Genomic DNA, 15,320 nt, shown 5'->3' on the forward strand with positions numbered 1-15,320 from the left:
GGACAAGGCGGCACCATATGCCGCCGACCCTCGGCGGACGGCCTGGAGAAAGATGCACACGACTCTCGTCGATCCCGACACCGCTGCGAGCCGCACGGCACCGCGACCGAGCCTCATCCGCGAGGTCGGCTACGCCTACTTCCCGATCGCACTCGTGGCGCGCCTGCCGTTCGCGATGGTGGTGGTCGGCATCCTCACGCTGGTGGTCTCGGCACGCGGCTCGCTCGCGCTCGGCGGCGCCACGAGCGCCATGACGGGCCTCGGCACCGCCCTCGTCGGACCGCTCCTCGGCGCCGCCGCCGACCGGTTCGGTCAGCGCCGCGTGCTGCTGATCGCCGGCACGGCCAACAGCCTGCTGCTCATGGCGATGGCATGGCTGGCCTTCGCGCCGGTTCCGGATGCCGCGCTCCTCGGTGCGGCGTTCCTCATCGGCGCGTCGATGCCACAGGTGGCGCCGCTCTCGCGCACGCGCCTGGTCGGCATCATCGGCCGCGCCTATCCCGCGGATCGCCGAACCCGCACCGTCAACGGCGCGATGGCGTACGAATCCGCGGCCGACGAGATCGTCTTCGTGTTCGGCCCGGTCATCGTCGGACTCCTGGCGACGACAATGAACCCCGCCGCGCCGGTGATCGGCGCCGCCGTGCTCGCGCTCGTCTTCGTGACGGCCTTTGCGCTGCACCCGACCGCGACGACGGCGGCGGCTTCCGTCTCGGGCGACCGCCCCCAGCAGGCGCCGGCGCGCGAGCTCTTCCGCGCCGGAGTGCTCGCGCCCGTGGTGGGCGCGCTCGGCATGGGTCTCTTCTTCGGCGCGATGCTCACGTCCCTCACCGCCTTCATGGCCGAGCGAGGCGTGCCCGAGCAGGCGGGCCTCGTATACGGCGCCATGGGCATCGGCTCGGCGGCGCTCGCGCTCGGGGTGGCGCTGTTCCCCGCCCGGTTCACCCTCCGCGCCCGCTGGCTGGCGTTCGCCGCGGTCCTCGTCGCCGGCGCTGCGGCGCTCCCCTTCGTCGACAGCGTCGCGGCGATCGCCGGGTGCCTCCTCGTGATCGGCGTCGGCATCGGCCCCACGCTGGTCACGCAGTACAGCCTCGCCGCCGGCTTCTCGCCGCGCGGACGCTCGGCCACCGTGATGACGATGCTCGGGTCTGCGGTCGTCGTGGGCCAGTCCGCGGCATCCGCCGTCACCGGCGTCGTCGCCGAGAGCTCCGGCGCCGCCACCGCGCTCGTCGCGCCGGTTGCCGCGGCCGCCGTCGTGCTCGGTGCCGGCGTGTGGAACGCGGTCGCCGGCCGCCGCTGAGCCGCGAATCCGCTCGCGCGGCGACTACGTCGTCGCCATCAGCCGGCGCACCTCGGCCATCGCCTCCTCGGACTGCGCCAGGAGGGCCTGGATGCGGGCGGCGGTCGCCTCCGCGCCGGCGTCCGGAGTCGCGGGCGAAGGAACGCCGGGATCGCCGGCCCCGCCTCCGGTGACGGAGCCCGTCGCGTCGGCGGATGCCGCGCCCTTGGCCTGGCTCGCTGCCACCCCACGGCGCACCGCGCCCGAGACCGCGCCGGCCGCCACCCCCTTCGCCGCGTGATGGGCGATCCCGCTCGGGGCGTCCACCGCCGGTCCGGCCCCGGCCGCGGCCGCACCACCCGCGGCAGCCGCGGCAGCCGCGGCACCACGACCGGCCGCACCACCGGACGCCCCGGCGCTGTCACCACCGGGCATCGCGGCATCGGCCCCCGCAGACACCTCGGCGGGGGCGGACGCGTCGGCCGCGGCATCCGTCTCCTCGTCCGGCGGCGTGCCCTTGCCGGAGCCGAGGAAGAGGTTGGCGAGATAGCCCGTGAACGTGCCGAAGATGCCGACGCCCACGATGATGATGCACGTGCCGATGATGCGGCCGAGGTTCGTCACGGGGTACTGGTCGCCGTAGCCCACCGTCGAGATCGTGACGATCGTGTACCAGAGGGCATCCGACGCGCTGGTGATGTTCGCGTCCTTCGCATGGCCCTCGACCGCCAGCATCCAGAGGCTGCCGAACTGGAGCACGAAGATGCCCATCAGCAGCAGCGTCATCAGCGCGCTGTTGGCGCGGTCGTGGATGAGCGTCGACACGATGGTGCGGAAGCCGAGCTCGCGCAGCAGTCGCGAGACGCGCAGCAGGCGGAACACGCGCAGGATCTTGAACTGCGGGAACGGCAGGCTCGCCAGCAGGTCGGCCCAGCCGTAGCCCCGGAAGAAGTACCGGGCCGGGGAAGGCACCGTGAAGATGCGATACAGGAAGTCGCCCAGGAAGATGAGGCTGAACAGCGCGTTCATCGCCGACAGGATCTGCTGCAGCGACGGGTCGCCGGCGAACGCGTAGACCAGCACGAGGTTGAAGATCGACAGGATCGACAGCACGCCGATGAAGATCTCGTACGCGGTGTTCTTCAGCTCGGTGCGCGCGGTCGCACGCGCGCGTTCGCGCGCGCGGGCAAGAGGTCGGTCCATGGCGGCTCCTCGGCTCGGGTGCGAGCGGCGTGCGCCGCCCGACGCACCCATTGTCGAGGCATCCGCCGCCTCAGCGCATCACGCGACTTCCGCGATCCGCTCCCCCGCGTCCACACGCACGGCGAGGCGGTTGTTCGCCGGCGGCAGCGGGCAGATGTAGTGCTCGCTGAAGGCGCACGGCGGCAGGTAGGCGCGGTTGAAGTCGACGATGACCGAGCCGTCGGCCGCGGGCGGGTCGATCTCGAGGAACCGGAACCGGTACGCGTCGACGTTTCCGGTCGCGTCGGCGATGACGGCGCTGAGCCCCTCGGCGGGGTCGCCCGTCACCGTGAGCTCGACGGGCGCACCGGCGATCTGGAGCGCGATCGTGCCGACGGCGGGCTCCTCGCGCTCCGAGCCGTCGACGCTCTCGATCACCGTCGTCGTGCCCGCGGCCGCGGGCCGGAAGAGCCCCGGGATCGCCCACGCGTCAGCGTGCGGGAACGACAGGATGCCGCGCAGCCGGGTGCGGCTCGGAGCTTCAGGATCGAAGACGCGCAGCGCCGGCACACCTCCGCGGCTGATCGCCTTCAGGCGCAGACCGCCGATGTCGAGGTGCTCCCCCGGCGCCAGCCGCACCTCGCTCCGCGACGCCTCGGACGCGAGGTCGTCGCGGCCGTGCAGCCCGCTGCCGATCACCGCGCCGTCCGCCGCGCGCCACAGGCCGGGGGCTCCCTCGTACGCGCGGGGGCGGTCGTCGAGCCAGTGGGTGTGGCGGAGCGCGGCGATGCCGTGCGCGGACGACACGGCGAGCCAGCGCTCGTCGGTCAGGGTCTCGGTGGTGCCGGTGGGGAGGGTCATGCGCGTCCTGCTTCCGGGGCGACGTTCGGCCCCGTGACATCCCAACACATCGCCGCGCCCGGCATTCCGCGGCGACGGTCATGGGTGTCATGCACCGTCATCCGTGTTACCTTGTGGTTCTAGGTATATTGCACTGCTATGCATCTAGAGGTTCTAGGTACGGAGGACGATGTGAAGATCGGCAAAGACCTGGTCGCTGCCGCCGCCACCCCGATGGTGCTGGGCATCCTGGCGGAGGGCGAGTCGTATGGCTACGCGATCCTGCAGCGCGTCGGCGAGCTCTCGGGCGGCGAGCTGGAGTGGAGCGACGGCATGCTGTATCCGCTGCTGCACCGGCTGGAGCGGCTCGGGCACGTGGAGTCGTCGTGGGGCGCATCGCCGAACGGGCGCCCGCGCAAGCACTACCGCCTGAGCAGCAGCGGGCGCTCGGCGTTCGCCGAGCAGCGCAAGCAGTGGAGCGTCGTCAGCCGCGCACTGCAGCAGGTCTGGTCCGACCGGGACGGGGGCACCGACTTCTTCGGCGCGCCCGCGCTGGGAGGGGTGTGACATGGCCGACGACCGCGACTCCCTCATCGAAGACCAGATCACGACGTGGCGAGCCTACGTGTCGCGCCGCGAGGCGATCGACGGCCGCGACGTCGACGAGCTGGAGGATCATCTGCGGGGCCAGATCGATCGGCTCGAGGCATCCGGCCTCTCCTCCGACGAGGCATTCCTCGTCGCGGTGAAGCGCCTGGGCGGCCTCGACGACCTCTCACGGGAGTTCGCCCGCGAGCACTCCGACCGGCTCTGGAAGCAGCTCATGTTCGCCGACGAGCCCCGCGCGCCGCGCACCGGAGGCCTGCTGCTCGCAGTCGGCCTCGCCATCGGCGCGGCGGTGGCCGTGAAGATCCCGGCGCTCTTCGGCATCGAGTCCGGCGTGGATGCCGACTTCTACGCGCGATTCGCCGCGCTGCTCGTGCTGCCGTTCCTCGCGGCCTTCTTCCTGATCCGGCGCGCCGCGTCGCCGCGGACGATCGCCGTGGTCGCCGCGCCCTTCGTGCTCACCGCCGTCATCATGGCCGTCTACCCCTTCGCGCCGGACGGGGCGACGCTCGTGCTCGCCGCCATCCATTCCGCCGTGGCCCTGTGGCTCGTCACCGGCATCGCGTACGTGAACGGCCGGGTCACGTCGAGCCGGGCGCGCATGGACTTCATCCGGTTCACCGGCGAGTGGGTCGTCTACCTCGCGCTGATCGCCCTCGGCGGCGGGGTGCTCATCGCCCTCACGATGGGGGTGTTCGCGGCCATCGACCTCGACGTCGGCCCCTTCGTCGAGGACTGGATGCTGCCGTGCGGTGTCGCGGGCGCGGTCGTCATCGCCGGCTGGCTGGTCGAGGCGAAGCAGAGCGTGATCGAGAACATCGCCCCCGTACTCACCAAGCTCTTCACCCCGCTGTTCACGCTGCTGCTGCTGGCGTTCATCGTCGCGGGGCTCCTGCAGGGCAACCTGATCGACGGCGGCGAGGCGGAGTCGTTCGCGCAGCGCGACCTGCTGATCCTCTTCGACATCGTGCTCGTCGTGGTCGCGGGGCTGCTGCTGTACGCACTGTCGGCCCGCGATCCGCTCGCACCGCCGTCGTGGTTCGACCGGCTGCAGCTCGTGATGCTCGTCGCGGCGCTGGTCGTCGACATCATGCTGCTGGTCGCGATGGTGGGACGCATCGCGGAGTTCGGCGCGAGCCCCAACAAGCTCGCCTCACTGGGGCTGAACGTGATCCTGCTCGCGAACCTCACGGGCGCCGCCTGGCTGCAGCTGCGGTTCGCCATGCACCGCACACCGTTCGAGCGGCTCGAACGCTGGCAGACCGGGTTCGTCCCCGTCTACCTGGCGTGGGCGGCGATCGTGGTCGTGGTGTTCCCGCCGCTCTTCGCGTACGTGTGAGACAGACGGATGCCGCGGCCCGGCCGCGACGCCGGGTCGCGGCATCCGTCGATCTCAGTAGTCCTCGGGCGCCAGGTCTCCCTGACCGTCCTCGCCGAGCTCGGCCGCTTCGGGACTCAGTCCCTGCGTCTCGGGCTGCAGCGCCTCGGACGGCAGGTCGGCACGCGGCACGTCCTCGTCGTCCGCCGCGAGGTGCGCGGCATCGTCGCCCGTCGCGGTCGCGGTGTCGGGATCCTCGCCGGCGTCGAGCGCGGTCGTGCGATCCCATTCGGCCTGCGCGGGGTCCTGCGCCGGGTCGGGCTCGATGGAGGTGTCGCGATCGCGCAGCGGCTGGATGCCGGTCTGGCCGTCGGGCGCCTGCGGGATGTCGGCGGGAAGGTTGTCGGACATCGGTTCCTCTCAGTCCTCCGGGCCGTGCCCGGCGTCGAAGCGGGTCTCGTAGCGGTGCGCGGCCTCGTCGAGGAGCGCCGGGTCGAGCTTGGCGATCGGCACCACCGCGCGCACGAGAGGCTCGCAGTCGGGTCCGCGACCGGCCTCGGTGCCGCTCAGCACCCAGGCGAACCGATCGGGGTTCTTCTCGGCGAGCTCGCGGTACTGGCACACCTGGCGGGCGAGCCAGTCCTCCAGCTCGCGCGTCCACCACGGCTGGGCGTGCAGCGGATTGGCCGACAGCCCGGGGAGCGGCAGCCCGCTCTCGGTGTCGACGCTGCCTTCACGGTCGCCCTGAGGCCCCTCGCTGTACCGCACATACAGCCGTCCGTAGCGGCGCACGGTCTCGGCCAGCTCGGCGAGCGACGTGATCGAGTCGAACATCGTCTCGGTGACGAACAGGGTGCGCGCTGCGCGCACCGATCCTACGGTCATGCCGGTCCCTCTCCCTCGACCAGCCACCGTACGAACGAAAGCTCCGCCCGGCACGGGGGTTGACGGGGCCGCCGGGCGACGGCTAGGGCCGCAGACACGAGGAGAGCGGATGCCGCGGGCCGCGGCATCCGCTCTCCGTCGTGGTCTGCGGTCGACCGGCTCGTCAGGACGCGGCGGCGAACGCCGCGCGCACCCCGTCGTTCTCGATGACGCCCGCGCGGACGTTCAGCCCCTTCGCCAGCGCCGCATCCGCGGCGGCGGCGGCATCCCAGCCCCGGCCGGCGATCGCGCCGACGTAGGGCAGCGTCGCGTTCGCCAGCGCGCGGGTCGAGGTGCTCGGGACGGCGCCGGGCATGTTCGCGACGCAGTAGTACACCGAGTCGTGCACCGGGAACGTCGGCGCGTCGTGGGTCGTCGCGCGGGACCCCTCGAAGCAGCCGCCCTGGTCGATCGCGATGTCGACCAGCACCGAGCCGGGCTTCATGGTCGCGACCATCTCGTCGGTCACGAGCTTCGGCGCGGCGGCGCCGGGAATGAGCACCGAGCCGATGACGAGGTCGGCGTCGATCAGCTGCTCGGCGATCTCGTACCGCGTCGACGCGCGCGTCTGGACGGCCCCCTGGAAGCGCACTTCGAGCTGCCGCAGCCGCGGCAGCGAGATGTCGACGATCGTGACGTCGGCGCCGAGACCCAGGGCGTTCGCCGCCGCGTGCTCGCCCGCGACGCCGCCGCCGATCACCACGACCTTCGCCTTCGGGGTGCCCGGGATGCCGCCGAGCAGAGCGCCGCGCCCGCCGGCGGTGCTCATCAGGGTCGAGGCGCCGACGACGATCGAGAGCCTGCCGGCCACCTCGCTCATCGGCGCGAGAAGCGGTAGGGCCCGGTCGGGCGTCTGCACCGTCTCGTACGCGACCGCCGTCGTGCCGGCACCGACGAGCGCCTCGGTGAGCGGTCGGTCCGCCGCGAGATGCAGGTAGGTGAAGAGGGTCAGGTCGTCGCGCAGGTAGACGTACTCGCTCGCCACCGGCTCCTTCACCTTCACCAGCAGCTCGGCGGCTGCCCACACGTCGGCGGCGTCGTCGAGCAGCCGCGCTCCGGACAGGCGGTACTGCTCGTCGCTGAAGCCGCTGCCGGCACCGGCGCCGGACTGCACGATGACCTCGTGACCGGCCCTCACGAGCTGGTCGACGCCGGCGGGTGTCATGGCGACACGGTTCTCGTTGTTCTTGATCTCGGCGGGAATGCTGACGCGCATCCGTCGTCCCTTTCGTCGGTGGTCTCGCGGGGTGGGGTCTGGGCCGGCCGGGTCAGAGCCGGCGCCACGCCTCGGTGAGGACGCGGCGGAGGATCTGCTCGATCTCGTCGAACTCCGCGGGGCCGATCGTGAGCGGCGGGGCGAGCTGGATGACGGGGTCGCCGCGGTCGTCGGCCCGGCAGTACAGCCCGGCGTCGAACAGCGCCGTCGACAGGAAGCCGCGCAGCAGACGCTCGGACTCGTCGTCGTCGAACGTGGCCTTCGTCGCCTTGTCCTTCACGAGCTCGATGCCGAAGAAGTAGCCGTCGCCCCGGATGTCGCCGACGATCGGCAGGTCGAGGAGCCTCTCGAGCGCCGCGCGGAACAGGGGCGAGTTCTCGCGCACGTGCGCGAGCAGCCCCTCCTCCTCGAAGATGTCGAGGTTCTCCAGGGCCACCGCCGCCGACACCGGGTGCCCGCCGAAGGTGTACCCGTGCGGGAAGGATGCCGCACCCTGGGAGAACGGCTCGTACACGCGATCGCTGACGATCGTGCCGCCGAGCGGCGAGTAGCCGCTCGTGACCGCCTTGGCGAACGTGATCATGTCGGGCTGGTAGCCGTAGGCCTCGGCGCCGAACCAGGTGCCGAGCCGCCCGAAGGCGCAGATGACCTCGTCCGACACGAGCAGCACATCGTGCTCGTCGCAGATCTCGCGCACCCGCTGGAAGTACCCGGGAGGCGGCGGGAAGCAGCCGCCGGAGTTCTGTACCGGCTCGAGGAACACCGCCGCCACGGTCTCGGGCCCCTCGAACAGGATCATCTCCTCGATCCGGTTCGCCGCCCACAGCCCGAACTCCTCCGGCGTGCCGCCGGGGAACCCCATCTCGGCGGCACGGTAGTAGTTCGTGTTCGGCACCCGGAACCCGCCGGGGGTCACCGGTTCGAACATCGACTTCATGCCCGGGAGTCCCGTGATGGCGAGCGCGCCTTGCGACGTGCCGTGGTAGGCGATGGCCCTCGAGATGACCTTGTGCTTGGTGGGCTTGCCCTGAAGCTTGAAGAAGTGCTTCGCGAGCTTGAAGGCCGTCTCGACCGCCTCGCCGCCGCCCGTGGAGAAGAAGACGTGGTTCAGGTCGCCGGGCGCCAGCTCGGCGATGCGGTCGGCGAGCTCGATGGCGGCCGGGTGGGCGTACGACCAGATGGGGAAGAAGGCGAGCTCCTCCGCCTGCCGCGCCGCGGCGGCGGCGAGGCGTTTGCGGCCGTGCCCGGCGTTCACCACGAACAGACCCGAGAGCCCGTCGATGTAGCGTCGGCCGGCGGCATCCCACACGTGATGGCCCTCGCCCTTCACGATGATGGGCACTCCCGGCCCTTCTGTCATGACGGACTGCCGGGAGAAGTGCATCCAGAGGTGGTCTCTGGCCATCTCGCGGAGTTCGGCCTCGGTGCGCGTCGGGTTCATCGGGTCCCCCAGTTGTAGTGCTGCTTGTGGAGTTTCAGGTAGACGAACGTCTCGGTCGAGACGACGCCGTCGAGCGTGCGGATGCGGTCGTTGAGGAGCACGATGAGGTCGTCGTCGCTCTCGCAGACGACCTCTACCAGGAGGTCGTACGAGCCGGCCGTGAGCACGACGTACGAGACCCCGGGCAGCCCGCTGAGGGCGTCCGCCACGCGGCGGGTGTCGCCCGAGGCCTTGACGCCGATCATCGCCTGGCGGGCGAATCCGAGCTGCATCGGATCGGTGACGGCCACGACCTGCATCACGCCGTGGTCGACGAGCTTCTGCACGCGCTGCCGCGTGGCCGCCTCGCTCAACCCGACCGCCTTGCCGATGTCGGCGTACGTGCGACGGCCGTCGATCTGGAGCTGCTCGATGATCCCCTTGGCGACGTCGTCGAGGGCGACCGTCGGGGTGCGTCGTGCGGTTGCGGGCATCGTCTGCCTCCTTGTCGCGACGACGGTATCAGTTCTTGGAACGGTGTTTCAATATCGAAATCTCTGCGCTATGGTCCTGAATCAACCGAATCCGCAGAGTGCCGCCGCCCGAATGGGCGGACGGGATGCGGGGAACAGGAGCGGCGAGATGAAGAGCGACGTCGAGGTCATCGGGCTGGACGCCCTGGAGTGGGACGAGCAGGTTGCCGGGATCCGGCTGAAGACCGTGGTCGCCGCCGACGGATCGACATGGAACCGCGTCACCTATCGGCCGGGCGCCGTTCGCGACGACGTCTGGTGCGAGAAGGGCCATCGCGGGTTCGTGCTCGAGGGCGCCATGAGCTACGAGTATCAGGACGGCGAGACGTTCACCATCTCGGCGGGCGACGGGTCCATCGTCTCGCCCGGCCGTGCGCACCGGGGGCACAACGTGTCGGACGCGCAGGCGACGTTCCTCATGATCGACGACGCACCGGAGATGGAGTTCGGACGTTGACCGGCGCGATCGGATTGTGGAATGGTGTTCCATTAACTAGGGAGCACGGTCGCTCCCGCAGCCACGCAACAGGGGTGATGGAGCGATGAAGCCCGTCCTGGCGGTCCTGGACACCGCATACGGAGACGTCGACGTCGAGCGTCGAGTCGCCGTCGACCGCGGCGTCGAGGTCCTCGACGCCCGCGACGGCGCCGCCGACGCGCGCGAAGCGGACGGCGTACTGGTCCAGTTCGCCGACATCGGCGCGGCGGAGATGGACGCCCACCCGCGCTGGCGGGTGATCGGCCGGTACGGGGTCGGCGTCGACACCATCGACATCGCGGCCGCGACGAGTCGCGGCATCCGCGTCGTCAACGTCCCGGACTACTGCGAGGAAGAGGTCGCCACCCACGCCGCCGCGCTCGCGCTCGCGTCGGTCCGGCGCGTCCCGCAGGCCGATCGACTCGTCCGCGCGGGGAGATGGACGCACTGGCGCGACCTCACGCCGATGCCGGCGCTCTCGCAGGCGACGCTCGGCGTGATCGGCCTCGGCCGCATCGGCCGCGAGACGATCCGGCTGCTGCGCCCCTTCTTCGGCGATGTCGTCGCGTACGACCCGTACGTGGATACGTCCGACGACGTCACGCTGGCGCCCCTCGAGACGGTCCTCGCGCGGGCGGACGTGCTGACGCTCCACCTGCCGCTGACGAGCGAGACGCGGCACGTGATCGACGCGGCGGCGCTCCGTCGCATGAAGCCGACCGCCCATGTGGTCAACGTGTCGCGCGGCGCCCTGATCGATACTGCTGCGCTCGCCGCGGCGCTCGAGGCCGGCGCACTCGCCGGTGCAGCCGTCGACGTGCTGGAGACCGAGCCGGCGGATCCCGCGGATCCGCTGCTCACGGCGCCCGGCGCGATCGTCACCAACCACATCGCGTGGTACTCGGAGCAATCCGAGCCGCGACTGCGCGCGCTGCTGTCGGAGCGCTGCGCCTCTCTCCTGGTCGGCGGCGACGCGCCGTCGATCGTCAACCGCGCGGCGCTCGCCGCGACTGCCGGAAGGAACACCCCATGACCACCCTCGCCGCCCTCGCCGAGACGCTTCGGCCGGAGAGCATCGAACTCGGCCCTTCGCCGTCACCGGCGCGCGTCGTCGAGGGCGACCCGCGATGCGGCGAGCGCGTGCTGGTCGACGTTCCGGGCCTTGAGATCGGCGTGTGGGAGGTGACGCCCGGCCGCTTCCTCTCTGCCAAGAACGACGTCGGCGAAGTGATGCACTTCGTCTCGGGCGCGGGTGAACTCACGCACCCCGACGGCTCCGCGACCACCATCGCGCCGGGCGTGACGGTCTCGCTCCACGCCGGGTGGAGCGGCGAGTGGCACGTCACCGAGACGGTGCGGAAGGTCTACGCGATCTACCGAGCCGCCATCATCGCCCACGGCGACGCCGACGCGTGACAATCGCGACATCTGCCGGCAACACGATATTGGTACGTTGTTCCAAAATTCTGAAGGGGTGAGATGGCTGCTCAGCAGATGACGACACCGATCGCGGTGCCCGCACGCTCGGTGCGGCGCTCGCGCGCGGGAGCGGCGGCGGTGAGGATCGCGCTGCTCGCGCCCGTGATCATCTTCTATCTGATCTTCTTCGTGTGGCCGATCCTCACGGTGGTTCTGCGCAGCCTGAGCGAGGACGGCCGCTTCGACCTCGCCTCCCCCACCTTCTCACTGGACGCCTACCTGCAGCTGTTCCAGGACGACTTCCTGCTCCGCGTCGAGTGGCGCACGCTCCTCCTCGCCGTCAACTCGACCATCATCACGGTGCTCCTGGCGTTCCCGACGGCCTACTTCATCTCCCGGCTGAAGCGCCGCACCGCAACACTGCTCCTGCTGCTGATCCTCGTGCCCTTCTGGATCTCGATCGTGGTCCGCCTGTTCGCGGTGACGTCGATCCTGAGCCCGAACGGGCCGATCAACCAGCTCTCGCTGCTGCTGGGGCTCGGAGAGTTCAACCTCCTCTACACGCCCGCGGGAACCCTCGTCGGCACGGTGATGTACCTGCTCCCGTACATGGTGCTCGTGCTCTATGCGGGCATGGTCGCCGTGGACGGCAACCTCCTGCTGGCGGCCCGCACGCTCGGGGCCTCACCGACGCGCACGTTCTTCTCCGTCTACCTGCCGATGATCCGCTCGTCGCTGATGAGCGGGACGCTGCTGATCTTCATCCTCGGGCTCGGGTTCTTCCTCGTGCCGGCGATCCTGGGCGGTCCGGCAGAGCAGACGATCTCGGTCTACATCCAGCAGCAGATCGACATCTTCCAGTGGGCCGTGGCCAGCGCCATGGGCATCCTGCTCCTCATCGCCACGCTCATCTGCTACGTCGGCGTGGTGCGCGTGACCGGCGAGTTCAAGACGGGCGTGGGGCCCGTGCAGGTGAAAGGTGTGAGCGGCGATCAGCCGTTCCGCTGGTCGGCACCCATGGTGGCCTCGGCGGTGGTGGCCTTCGTCACCATCACGATCCTCGTCCTGCCCGTGCTCTTCGTCTTCCCGCTCTCCATCGGCGAGACCGGCACGGTGGTGTTCCCGCCGCGCGGCTTCACGCTGCAGTGGTACGCGCAGGTCTTCACGACGGCCACATGGCTGGGTCCCATCGGGCAGAGCCTCGTCGTGGGCCTCGGCACCGGCATCCTCTCCGTCGCGATCGCCCTCGTCCTCGCCCGGGCGATGCTCTCGATGACCTCGACCGCCGGCAAGGCGATCGTCTCGGGGCTCGCCTTCGCGCCGCTCATCACCCCCGCGATCCTCCTGGCCATCGGCGAGTACGACGTGCAGCTGCGGCTCGGCATGACCGGCACGATCATCGGGCTCATCCTCGCCCACACCGTGATCGCCGCACCGCTCGCCTTCGCCATCATCCTCGCCGCGATGAGCGGTGCCGACCGCGGACTCGAGGCAGCGGCATGGACGCTCGGCGCCTCGCGCACGCGCGCCTTCTGGACGGTCGTCGTGCGCGGGATCATCCCGAGCATCGTCGGCGCCTTCGTGATCTCGTTCGTCACCTCGTGGGACGAGGTCGTGCTGGCCCTGTTCCTCCAGACCGGGCCGACCAAGACGCTGCCGGTGACCATCTACAAGTACCTCGAGAGCGGGATCGTCCCGACGGTGCCCGCCGTCGCATCGCTCCTCGTGACCGCGGTCATCGTCATCCTGGCCATCCGCGGCGTCGTCTCCGCGATCCGGCGCAAGAACACTCCCCCCTCGACTCAGGAGAGCTCATGAGCGACACCACCACCATCCGGTCCACGTCGCGCGGCGAGGTGACGGCCACCGCCGTCGGTCTCGACTACAACGGGAAACCCGCCCTCGACGACACCGATCTGCGCGTGCACGCCGGCGAGTTCTTCACCCTGCTCGGCCCGAGCGGCTCGGGCAAGACCACCCTGCTGCGCATCATCGCCGGCCTGCTCGACCCCACCCGGGGTCGCGTCGACATCGACGGCGAAGACGTCACCCACGTGCCGACCCAGCGCCGCGACATCGGCTTCGTCTTCCAGAACTACGCCCTCTTCCCCCACCTGACGGTCGCGCAGAACATCGAGTTCGGCCTCAAGGTGCGCCGCGTCGAGGGGGCGGCGCGCCAGCGCCGGGTCGCGGAGATGATCGAGCTCGTCGCACTGGGCGGCCTGGGCGACCGGCACCCCGGCCAGCTCAGCGGTGGGCAGCAGCAGCGCGTCGCGCTGGCCCGCGCGCTGGCCCAGGGCCCCCGCGTGCTGCTCCTGGATGAGCCGCTCGGCGCCCTCGACCGCGCCCTGCGGCAGGATCTCGGCGCAGAGGTGCGGCGGATCCAGCGCGAATCCGACACGACCGCGATCTACGTCACCCACGACCAGGACGAGGCCTTCATCCTCTCCGACCGGATGGGTGTCATGCGCGACGGCCAGATCTGCCAGATCGGGCGGCCGGAGGACATCTACCGCTCCCCCGCCGACCTGTTCGTCGCCAAGTTCCTCGGCCAGGCGAACCTCATCGACGTCACCGTGGTCGAGCGCAGCGGCGACCTGGCGACGGTGGCGTGGGGCGAAGCGCGGATCACGACCAGGCCCCACAGCGCCGTCGCGGGGCCGGAGGCCACCTGTGTGATCCGCCCCGAGCAGATCCGCGTCTGCGGCGGTGAGGCGCCGGCGGGCTACGACCGGCTCGGCCGGGCACGCGTGATCTCGTCCCGCTTCCTCGGGCAGCGCCAGAGCGTGCGGTTCGAGCTGGCCGGGACGGAGCTCGCCGCCGACCTCGACCCCTACGACGCCGTGCCGCGCGCGGGCGACGTCGTCTCGCTGTGCGTGCGCGCCGGCGAAGTCGCGCTCATCCCGCGAGAGAAGACCTCCGAGGCCTGACCCGATCTCGGATGACCCAAGAAAGCACCAAGAAAGCAGGATCGAAATGACACACTCACGTTCGCGCTCGCTCCTTGCCGGAGCGGGACTGCTCGTCACCGCCCTCGCCGTCTCGGCGTGTGCGTCGTCGTCCGCGACCCCCGAGGCGTCCGGGGACGCGCAGGAGATCAGCGGCGACATCCTCTTCTACGACACCAGCGGCGGCACGGTCTGGGAGCAGCTCGACGCCACGCTCTTCGGCGACTTCACGGCTGACACCGGCGTCACCGTCACCGACGACTACAACGAGGCGGCGACGAAGTTCTTCGGCGCGGCGGAAGCAGGGCAGGTTCCCTGGAGCCTGCTCTTCCTCCCGACCGTCAACGATGCCGCCACGGCCGCAGAGCAGGGCTTCCTCGCCGAGATCGACACGTCGATCGTGCCCGTGGACAAGCTGGTCGAGGGCACGTACTCCGACCACGGCATCGAGGTGGGCACGTTCGGCATGGTGCTCGCGTGGGACGGCGAGGCGTACGACACCGCACCGAGCACGATGGCCGACCTGTGGGATCTGGAGACGTTCCCCGGCAAGCGCTGCTTCTTCAACAACCCGCAGTACGGCTGGACCCTCGAGGCGGCGCTCCTCGCCGACGGCGTCGCGCCCGACGAGCTCTACCCGCTCGACGTCGAGCGGGCGCTCGCCAAGCTCGACGAGATCAAGGGCGACATCACCTGGTGGACGAGCGGTGCCCAGTCGATCGAGTCGTTCGAGAACGGCTCGTGCGACATCGGCATCCTTTGGGCCAACCGGGCCAACTCCGCGCTCGCCGACAACGGGTTCCCGATGGAGATCACGTGGGACGAGGGCGGCTACTCCAACAGCGTGTGGTCGATCCCCGCTGACGGTCCGAACGTCGCCGCGGCCCAGCAGCTGCTGGCACACGTCATCGAGAACAAGGACGGCCAGATCGCGTTCGCCTCGAAGATCCCGACCCCCATCCCCGCCTCGGTGATCGGCGTGGAGCCCTCGGACTTCCCCGAGGAGGTCCAGCCCTTCCTTCCCGTCGGCTCCAACATCGACAACGCCATCCGGCAGGACACCGATTACTACGCCGAGAACCTCGACGAGGTGCTCGACGCCTTCAACCGCTGGGTCGGCCAGTAAGACCCACCCTGGGGGGGGGGGGGGGGGGGGG

16 protein-coding genes are annotated in these 15,320 nt (G+C 70.6%); 9 read left to right on the forward strand and 7 right to left on the reverse strand.

Features of this window, described 5'->3' with window-relative positions; genetic code table 11:
* The first annotated feature begins 52 nt into the window (after positions 1-52).
* The gene (locus tag R8Z57_RS04050; RefSeq protein ID WP_318352458.1) at positions 53-1,300 is read left to right on the forward strand and encodes an MFS transporter; all 1,248 of its coding nucleotides are present in this window, start codon (positions 53-55) and stop codon (positions 1,298-1,300) included.
* Between the two features lie 24 nt (positions 1,301-1,324).
* On the opposite strand, the gene R8Z57_RS04055 is transcribed toward R8Z57_RS04050, so the two are convergent.
* Together R8Z57_RS04055 and R8Z57_RS04060 are read right to left on the reverse strand one after the other, a co-directional pair.
* Positions 1,325-2,482 (reverse strand): ion transporter, encoded by a 1,158-nt coding sequence (locus R8Z57_RS04055; RefSeq protein ID WP_318352459.1) that lies wholly within the window; start codon positions 2,480-2,482, stop codon positions 1,325-1,327.
* Positions 2,483-2,560: 78 nt separating this feature from the next.
* On the reverse strand, positions 2,561-3,322 hold the full coding sequence (locus tag R8Z57_RS04060) for a DUF1684 domain-containing protein (RefSeq protein WP_318352460.1): 762 nt from the start codon (positions 3,320-3,322) through the stop codon (positions 2,561-2,563).
* 171 nt (positions 3,323-3,493) lie between these two features.
* Between R8Z57_RS04060 and R8Z57_RS04065 the strand changes: the two genes are divergently transcribed.
* Positions 3,494-3,868 carry a PadR family transcriptional regulator gene (locus tag R8Z57_RS04065; RefSeq protein WP_318352461.1) on the forward strand — a complete coding sequence of 125 codons (375 nt, stop codon included), beginning with the start codon at positions 3,494-3,496 and terminating at the stop codon, positions 3,866-3,868.
* Between the two features lies 1 nt (position 3,869).
* Positions 3,870-5,246, forward strand: a complete 1,377-nt coding sequence (locus R8Z57_RS04070; protein WP_318352462.1) for a permease prefix domain 1-containing protein — start codon at positions 3,870-3,872, stop codon at positions 5,244-5,246.
* A 54-nt stretch (positions 5,247-5,300) separates the two neighbouring features.
* Here the strand turns inward: R8Z57_RS04070 and R8Z57_RS04075 are convergent, their stop codons facing one another.
* From R8Z57_RS04075 to R8Z57_RS04095, 5 genes are all read right to left on the reverse strand, one after another.
* Complete coding sequence (locus R8Z57_RS04075; protein WP_318352463.1) at positions 5,301-5,636, reverse strand: sugar ABC transporter ATPase; 336 nt, start codon at positions 5,634-5,636, stop codon at positions 5,301-5,303.
* A 9-nt stretch (positions 5,637-5,645) separates the two neighbouring features.
* Positions 5,646-6,110, reverse strand: a complete 465-nt coding sequence (locus R8Z57_RS04080) for a DUF6098 family protein (RefSeq protein WP_318352464.1) — start codon at positions 6,108-6,110, stop codon at positions 5,646-5,648.
* A 163-nt stretch (positions 6,111-6,273) separates the two neighbouring features.
* A complete protein-coding gene (ald, locus tag R8Z57_RS04085; protein WP_318352465.1) occupies positions 6,274-7,365 on the reverse strand; it encodes an alanine dehydrogenase in 1,092 nt (363 codons plus the stop codon).
* A 52-nt stretch (positions 7,366-7,417) separates the two neighbouring features.
* Positions 7,418-8,806 (reverse strand): aspartate aminotransferase family protein, encoded by a 1,389-nt coding sequence (locus R8Z57_RS04090; RefSeq protein WP_318352466.1) that lies wholly within the window; start codon positions 8,804-8,806, stop codon positions 7,418-7,420.
* Entirely contained in the window at positions 8,803-9,279 is a 477-nt protein-coding gene (locus R8Z57_RS04095; protein WP_318352467.1) for an Lrp/AsnC family transcriptional regulator, read from the reverse strand. The genes R8Z57_RS04090 and R8Z57_RS04095 overlap by 4 nt, the downstream gene beginning before the upstream one ends.
* A 148-nt stretch (positions 9,280-9,427) precedes the next feature.
* On the opposite strand from R8Z57_RS04095, the gene R8Z57_RS04100 reads away from it, so the two are divergent.
* The 6 genes from R8Z57_RS04100 to R8Z57_RS04125 all read left to right on the forward strand — a co-directional run bounded on the left by R8Z57_RS04100 (position 9,428) and on the right by R8Z57_RS04125 (position 15,289).
* The gene (locus R8Z57_RS04100; protein WP_318352468.1) at positions 9,428-9,775 is read left to right on the forward strand and encodes a cupin domain-containing protein; all 348 of its coding nucleotides are present in this window, start codon (positions 9,428-9,430) and stop codon (positions 9,773-9,775) included.
* An 85-nt stretch (positions 9,776-9,860) separates the two neighbouring features.
* Positions 9,861-10,829, forward strand: a complete 969-nt coding sequence (locus R8Z57_RS04105) for a C-terminal binding protein (protein ID WP_318352469.1) — start codon at positions 9,861-9,863, stop codon at positions 10,827-10,829.
* Positions 10,826-11,212 (forward strand): cupin domain-containing protein, encoded by a 387-nt coding sequence (locus R8Z57_RS04110; protein ID WP_318352470.1) that lies wholly within the window; start codon positions 10,826-10,828, stop codon positions 11,210-11,212. The genes R8Z57_RS04105 and R8Z57_RS04110 overlap by 4 nt, the downstream gene beginning before the upstream one ends.
* A gap of 63 nt (positions 11,213-11,275) precedes the next feature.
* Complete coding sequence (locus R8Z57_RS04115) at positions 11,276-13,033, forward strand: ABC transporter permease subunit (protein WP_318352471.1); 1,758 nt, start codon at positions 11,276-11,278, stop codon at positions 13,031-13,033.
* A complete protein-coding gene (locus R8Z57_RS04120) occupies positions 13,030-14,145 on the forward strand; it encodes an ABC transporter ATP-binding protein (protein ID WP_318352472.1) in 1,116 nt (371 codons plus the stop codon). Before R8Z57_RS04115 ends, R8Z57_RS04120 begins: the two co-directional genes overlap by 4 nt.
* Positions 14,146-14,191: 46 nt before the next feature.
* On the forward strand, positions 14,192-15,289 hold the full coding sequence (locus R8Z57_RS04125; protein ID WP_318352473.1) for an extracellular solute-binding protein: 1,098 nt from the start codon (positions 14,192-14,194) through the stop codon (positions 15,287-15,289).
* The last annotated feature ends 31 nt before the right edge of the window (positions 15,290-15,320 follow it).

Source organism: Microbacterium sp. M3 (genome assembly GCF_033548675.1).
Taxonomy (GTDB): domain Bacteria; phylum Actinomycetota; class Actinomycetes; order Actinomycetales; family Microbacteriaceae; genus Microbacterium; species Microbacterium arthrosphaerae.

Excerpts from the sequence above, each read along its gene's own strand:
- R8Z57_RS04050 (WP_318352458.1), top strand. The coding sequence starts at position 53 with ATGCACACGACTCTCGTCGATCCCGACACCGCTGCGAGCCGCACGGCA.
- R8Z57_RS04055 (WP_318352459.1), bottom strand. The coding sequence starts at position 2,482 with ATGGACCGACCTCTTGCCCGCGCGCGCGAACGCGCGCGTGCGACCGCG.
- R8Z57_RS04060 (WP_318352460.1), bottom strand. The coding sequence starts at position 3,322 with ATGACCCTCCCCACCGGCACCACCGAGACCCTGACCGACGAGCGCTGG.
- R8Z57_RS04070 (WP_318352462.1), top strand. The coding sequence starts at position 3,870 with ATGGCCGACGACCGCGACTCCCTCATCGAAGACCAGATCACGACGTGG.
- R8Z57_RS04075 (WP_318352463.1), bottom strand. The coding sequence starts at position 5,636 with ATGTCCGACAACCTTCCCGCCGACATCCCGCAGGCGCCCGACGGCCAG.
- R8Z57_RS04080 (WP_318352464.1), bottom strand. The coding sequence starts at position 6,110 with ATGACCGTAGGATCGGTGCGCGCAGCGCGCACCCTGTTCGTCACCGAG.
- ald (WP_318352465.1), bottom strand. The coding sequence starts at position 7,365 with ATGCGCGTCAGCATTCCCGCCGAGATCAAGAACAACGAGAACCGTGTC.
- R8Z57_RS04090 (WP_318352466.1), bottom strand. The coding sequence starts at position 8,806 with ATGAACCCGACGCGCACCGAGGCCGAACTCCGCGAGATGGCCAGAGAC.
- R8Z57_RS04095 (WP_318352467.1), bottom strand. The coding sequence starts at position 9,279 with ATGCCCGCAACCGCACGACGCACCCCGACGGTCGCCCTCGACGACGTC.
- R8Z57_RS04100 (WP_318352468.1), top strand. The coding sequence starts at position 9,428 with ATGAAGAGCGACGTCGAGGTCATCGGGCTGGACGCCCTGGAGTGGGAC.
- R8Z57_RS04105 (WP_318352469.1), top strand. The coding sequence starts at position 9,861 with ATGAAGCCCGTCCTGGCGGTCCTGGACACCGCATACGGAGACGTCGAC.
- R8Z57_RS04110 (WP_318352470.1), top strand. The coding sequence starts at position 10,826 with ATGACCACCCTCGCCGCCCTCGCCGAGACGCTTCGGCCGGAGAGCATC.
- R8Z57_RS04115 (WP_318352471.1), top strand. The coding sequence starts at position 11,276 with ATGGCTGCTCAGCAGATGACGACACCGATCGCGGTGCCCGCACGCTCG.
- R8Z57_RS04120 (WP_318352472.1), top strand. The coding sequence starts at position 13,030 with ATGAGCGACACCACCACCATCCGGTCCACGTCGCGCGGCGAGGTGACG.
- R8Z57_RS04125 (WP_318352473.1), top strand. The coding sequence starts at position 14,192 with ATGACACACTCACGTTCGCGCTCGCTCCTTGCCGGAGCGGGACTGCTC.